Source organism: Actinotalea alkalitolerans (assembly GCF_023369855.1).
In the GTDB taxonomy this organism is placed as follows: domain Bacteria; phylum Actinomycetota; class Actinomycetes; order Actinomycetales; family Cellulomonadaceae; genus Actinotalea.
Genome location: NZ_JAMBPP010000030.1, coordinates 1 through 4,430 on the forward strand (window position 1 = coordinate 1; position 4,430 = coordinate 4,430).

A 4,430-nucleotide genomic window follows, 5' to 3' on the forward strand; every position below is an offset into this window, starting at 1 on the left:
TGGTGGCTGGTGCCGGGGATGTCGGGTGGGCAGTGGTCGGTCAGGTCGGTGGGGACGTAGACGTGGTTGGCGTGGCGGCCGCGGGTGAGGGCGACGTAGAGGTCTTCGCGGGCCATGGTCGGGGTGGCGATGGTGTGGGACTCATCGACGGTTAGGCCTTGGGAGCGGGCGGTGGTGATGGCGTAGCCGAGCTCGACGTGCTCGGCGGCGTAGGCCGCGGGCAGGCGCACCGCACGTTCGCCGTGCCGGGGTGATCGGTTGGCGGTGGTGGCTGGTCGGTCGTCGCCGGGTGGTGTGACGGGGGTGACGTGGAGGGATCCGTCGGGGTGGGTGGCGGTGACGTGCCACAGGGCGCCGTTGCGGACGTGGCCGTCGGGGGTGCGTAGTCGTCGGTCGTTGCGGCGGGTGATGATGCGGTCGCCGACGCCGGCGACCAGCCCGTCGTGCAGGGTGATGCCCTCGATGGTGGCGTGGCCGGTGAGGATGGCGCGTTGGCGGGCTTGGGTGTTCAGCTCGCGCACGGTGCGTAGGTCCGCGGCCTGCAGCAGCGCGACCCGCCCGGTGATCGCGGCGGTGTCGGCGGCGTCCAGGGCCATGTCGATTGCCTGGTCGAGGTCGCCGTCGTGGATGGCGCCGTGCGCTGCGTAGGTGTCCAGGGCGCGGGGTTGGCCGTGCCGTAGCTCCAGGGTGGCGCGGGCTTCCCAGGCGTGGGTGAACCGGTGCAGGGCAGTGAGCTCGGCGGTGGGGCCGCGGCGGGCGAGCATCCCGAAGGCCCCACCGGCCCGGACCGGACCGCGCTGGAGGTGGTCCCCGACCAGCAGGACCTTGGCGTTGGCCTGCTCGGCGAGCTGGACCAGGGTCGCCAGGGTGGGGGTGTCGGCCAGGGAGGCTTCGTCGATGATCACGATCTGGCCCATGGTGAACCGCCAGGTGTCCTGCTCGATGCGGGTTTGCCACATCTTCTGGTTGGCGGCTTCCCGGGCGCGCGGGTCCAGGGTCGGGTCGACCCGGTCGGCTGCGGCCTGGTGGTGGACGACCGCGCGGGCCGCCGCCCCGGGCCCGCACGCCTCGTGCAGCCACTTCGCGGTGGTCTCGGTCGGGATACCAATTGCGGAGCCCAGGGTGTGGGCGGCGGAGGCGGAGGGGGCCAGGCCGATGACCTTGCGGCCGTGATCGCGGGCGATCTGGGTCAGGGCGGCCAGGGTGGTGGTCTTGCCGGTCCCGGCCGGGCCGACCAGCACGTCCAGGCGGTGCGGTGAGGTCATGACCGCCTGGACCGCGGCGGACTGGTCGGGGGTCAGCCCGGCCAGGTGGGGCGAGCGGGGTAGGGCGTCGGCGTCCCACCCATACAGCGGGTGGGGGTAGTCGGTGGCCTCGGCGGCCTCGAGCAGCACTCGCTCGGCCCCGAGTAGCTCGACGGTGGTGAACAGCGCCTCACCGACCCGCACCGACCCCGGGTCGCGGCCGGCATCGAGGTGCACGCACAGCCCGGCGGCGGCCTTGGTCAGCTGGTCCAGCAGGAGCTGGCGTTGACGAGACGAAGCCATGCGCAGGGTCTTGGTCACCCGGGCCGCGGCCGCACCCAGGTTCCAGGTCGACCAGACCGAGCGGTGCTCACCCGCGTCCGCCAGGACCTGGGTGATTAGGGCGTCGCGGACCAGCGGGCCCACGTCGTGGGCGTGCAGCCCCCGGGTGTAGTCCCCGACCAGCGCCCGAGCAGCCAGGTCGGCCGGTTCCAGGCCGGTGCACGCCCGGGCCCGGTTGGCCCAGCCGGCGAACAGGTCCGCCAGCGGGCGCACCACCTTGGCCGGGCGGGTCGCCCGGGTCAGGTGTGCCCGGGCGCGGATCGTCTCGACCCGGTTCGGTGCCCGCCCGTGGGTGGTGTGGAAGGTTGCGGCCCAGGCGAGCTCGGCCTCGTGGATGCGGTCGGCCCGCGAGGAGAACTCCGCCAACAACACCTCGGGTATCCCGTCGATCTCGAAGGCGTCGTTGCGCCCGACCCCGCGCGGACGGTGCGACCAGGACACCCCCAGGCGCCGGTGCAGCTCATCGGCCACCAGCCCGTCGTAGAGCTCAGAGACCGTGACCGTGGCGGCGTGGACGGTCCTGCCGTCCAGGGACCGCCACACCCCGTCGGGGCCCTGGACCTTGTTGGCCAGCACCACATGGGTATGCAGACCGGGGTCTCCCGCACGGGTGTCGTAGTGATCAAACGCCGCCGCGACCATCCCCCGGGTCCGGATCTGACGGCACCCTGCAGCACCGACCCGGGTGCGGACCACCGCGTGCTCGACGAACCCCAACGCCTGGGTCAGCGCCGCGTGATGCGCGCCCACGACCGCGGCCCTGGTCCGTTCGTCGCCCAGCGCCCACACCACCGCGGCGGACTTCGGCACGGTGAACGTCAGGTCGAACCCCACCACCGGACGCACCCGCCCCACGAACGACCGCCCCAACGCGGTCCCGGTGACCGGGTCGTGCCCGTCACGGAACACCGCCGCCATCCCCACCTCGGACACCACATCACCCACCCGCACCCGGTGGGAGACATCGCCCAGGCCGCGCAGGCCCGACCCGAGCCACCTGCCCGGCGGCGTGCCTGTCGCCTCGTAGTAAGCCACCAACGGCTCCCCGGCACCCAGGGCCACGTCGCCGGCCGCTACCTGTCGGGTCAGGTAGGCATACCCGTCCCCAGCCACCAGCTTGTGCATCCCCATCACCAACACCACCTCCTCCCCGAAACGACGGGCCCCTACATGTACGGGTGCGCGAGGACGACCAACATGAGGGGATGCCACCGGACCGACCCCCTTGCAGGACTGGGGTGCACCGAAGGGGAGAAGACACGACGCAGACGCCATCCGGCCCGCGTCAGGCATGACCGAAGCCGTGTCCGGCCGAGCCCCTAGTGCGTCAGGCGAGCAACCCCACGGTCGAGGCACTGCGGCATTGGGAGGGTGCCGCCGCGGCCTGTCCGTCTGTCCGTCAAGCGTGGCGGTCTCTCCACGCTTGAGACGCACAGCCGTGGCCTGCACTCGACCTGCACGGCACCGCGACCCGGCCGTCAACCGCGACGGGTCGACGGCGGGCGTCATCTTCGTGTGCAGGCCTCTGAGTTCGTGAGGGTGGAACCCAGTCAAGTTGCACTGCCAGACCCCGACGGGCGGCATGCTTCGCATGCTAGTTTCGCTGCATCGATTCCGGCGGCCCTCCGTGGCCGCCACCGTTGGGGGGCGGATTGCGATGGACGTTCTGGCAAGGAAGCGGAGACTGACTCTCCTCAGGGCTGCGACAGCGGTGTCGGCAGTTGGCCTGATCGCTTATGTGATCGGTGTGGGTTATCTCTCGTTCCAGCATGACGAACTCTGGTTCAAGGTCACCAACATTCTTCTGATGGCGCTCACAGTCTGGCTCATCTACATCTCTGAGCTCATTCCGAGGAACCCGAACGACCGCAGCCCCCAACGCCCCAAGCCGCACAAGCTCGTGCTACTAGGCCTTGGCATCCTGGCTGTCGCCCAGTTCGTATAGGCCGAGCCACCACCACCTACTCACGTGCCCGATTCCCGCGAACCGGGTGGCGTTGCAGTCGATCAGGCTTTGCCTGAAGAGCTTGCGTAGTCGCGTCCCAGAAGGGGTGCGCTACGCCAAGACCGCCCCACCTCTCCGAGGTCGAACCGCATCCGCGGTTCAGGGGCGTGCCATCACAACAGGGGAGTAAGGATGCAACACCACCAGATGTGGCGCGCCGTCGCCGCAGGATCCGTGCTGAGCATGGCAGTCACCCTCGGAGCGGGAGTGGCCCACGCGGAACCAGGCCCAACGGAGTTCGAGGAGATCGCCGCTGCCGTCACGATGGCGCAGCCCGACAATGAGGACGGCCGATCACTCCTGACCGCGGACAATGCCGCATCCGTCCTAGACGTGGCTGGTCGTGACGTGCACATGGATCTCGAGGGCGGAGTCCTCCAGGTTGGTGCTACCGGTGTGGCGAGTGATGCCCTGGCGTCGGCAGTCACGCTCCCGCCAGAGCTGGGCGCTCATCAGTCCCAGGTGGTTGACGGCGAACAGGCCGTCTTCGTGGGCGAGGAGGCGTCCGCGACGGTTCAGGTACTCGGCAACGGTGTGCAAATCACCACCGTGACTTCATCCGCATCCGCGCCCCACTCGTTCACTTACGAGTTCGAAGGGGTCACGCCGGTGCTGCAAGCCGACGGAACGGCCTCCATGGAGTACGCGGCAATCGAGGGGATCACCTTCACCCTGGGAGCCCTGGAGGCGCCGTGGGCTTTCGACGCCGAAGGAGTGGCTGTGCCCACGCACTACGTAGTGAGTGGGAGCACAGTCACGCAGGTGAACCGCCCCGGGTTCCGTAGAGGCTCTCAATCCACGGAGGATGAGAGTCATGGCAGCACCGAGGAAGTACCCGG

Annotated in this window: 2 protein-coding genes and 1 pseudogene; 2 read left to right on the forward strand and 1 reads right to left on the reverse strand. The window is 70.0% G+C overall.

Translation table 11 applies throughout. The features are described from left to right. Window positions 1-2,711 (reverse strand): MobF family relaxase (gene mobF / locus M1R94_RS20145; protein WP_249383518.1); only part of this gene is annotated, 2,711 nt, incomplete at its 3' end. 532 nt (window positions 2,712-3,243) lie between these two features. Here mobF and M1R94_RS20150 point away from each other — a divergent pair. Further along, on the forward strand, window positions 3,244-3,531 hold the full coding sequence (locus M1R94_RS20150) for a hypothetical protein (RefSeq protein WP_249383519.1): 288 nt from the start codon (window positions 3,244-3,246) through the stop codon (window positions 3,529-3,531). Between the two features lie 243 nt (window positions 3,532-3,774). Then, window positions 3,775-4,430 (forward strand): annotated as a pseudogene (locus tag M1R94_RS20155) (hypothetical protein); the annotation flags it as partial.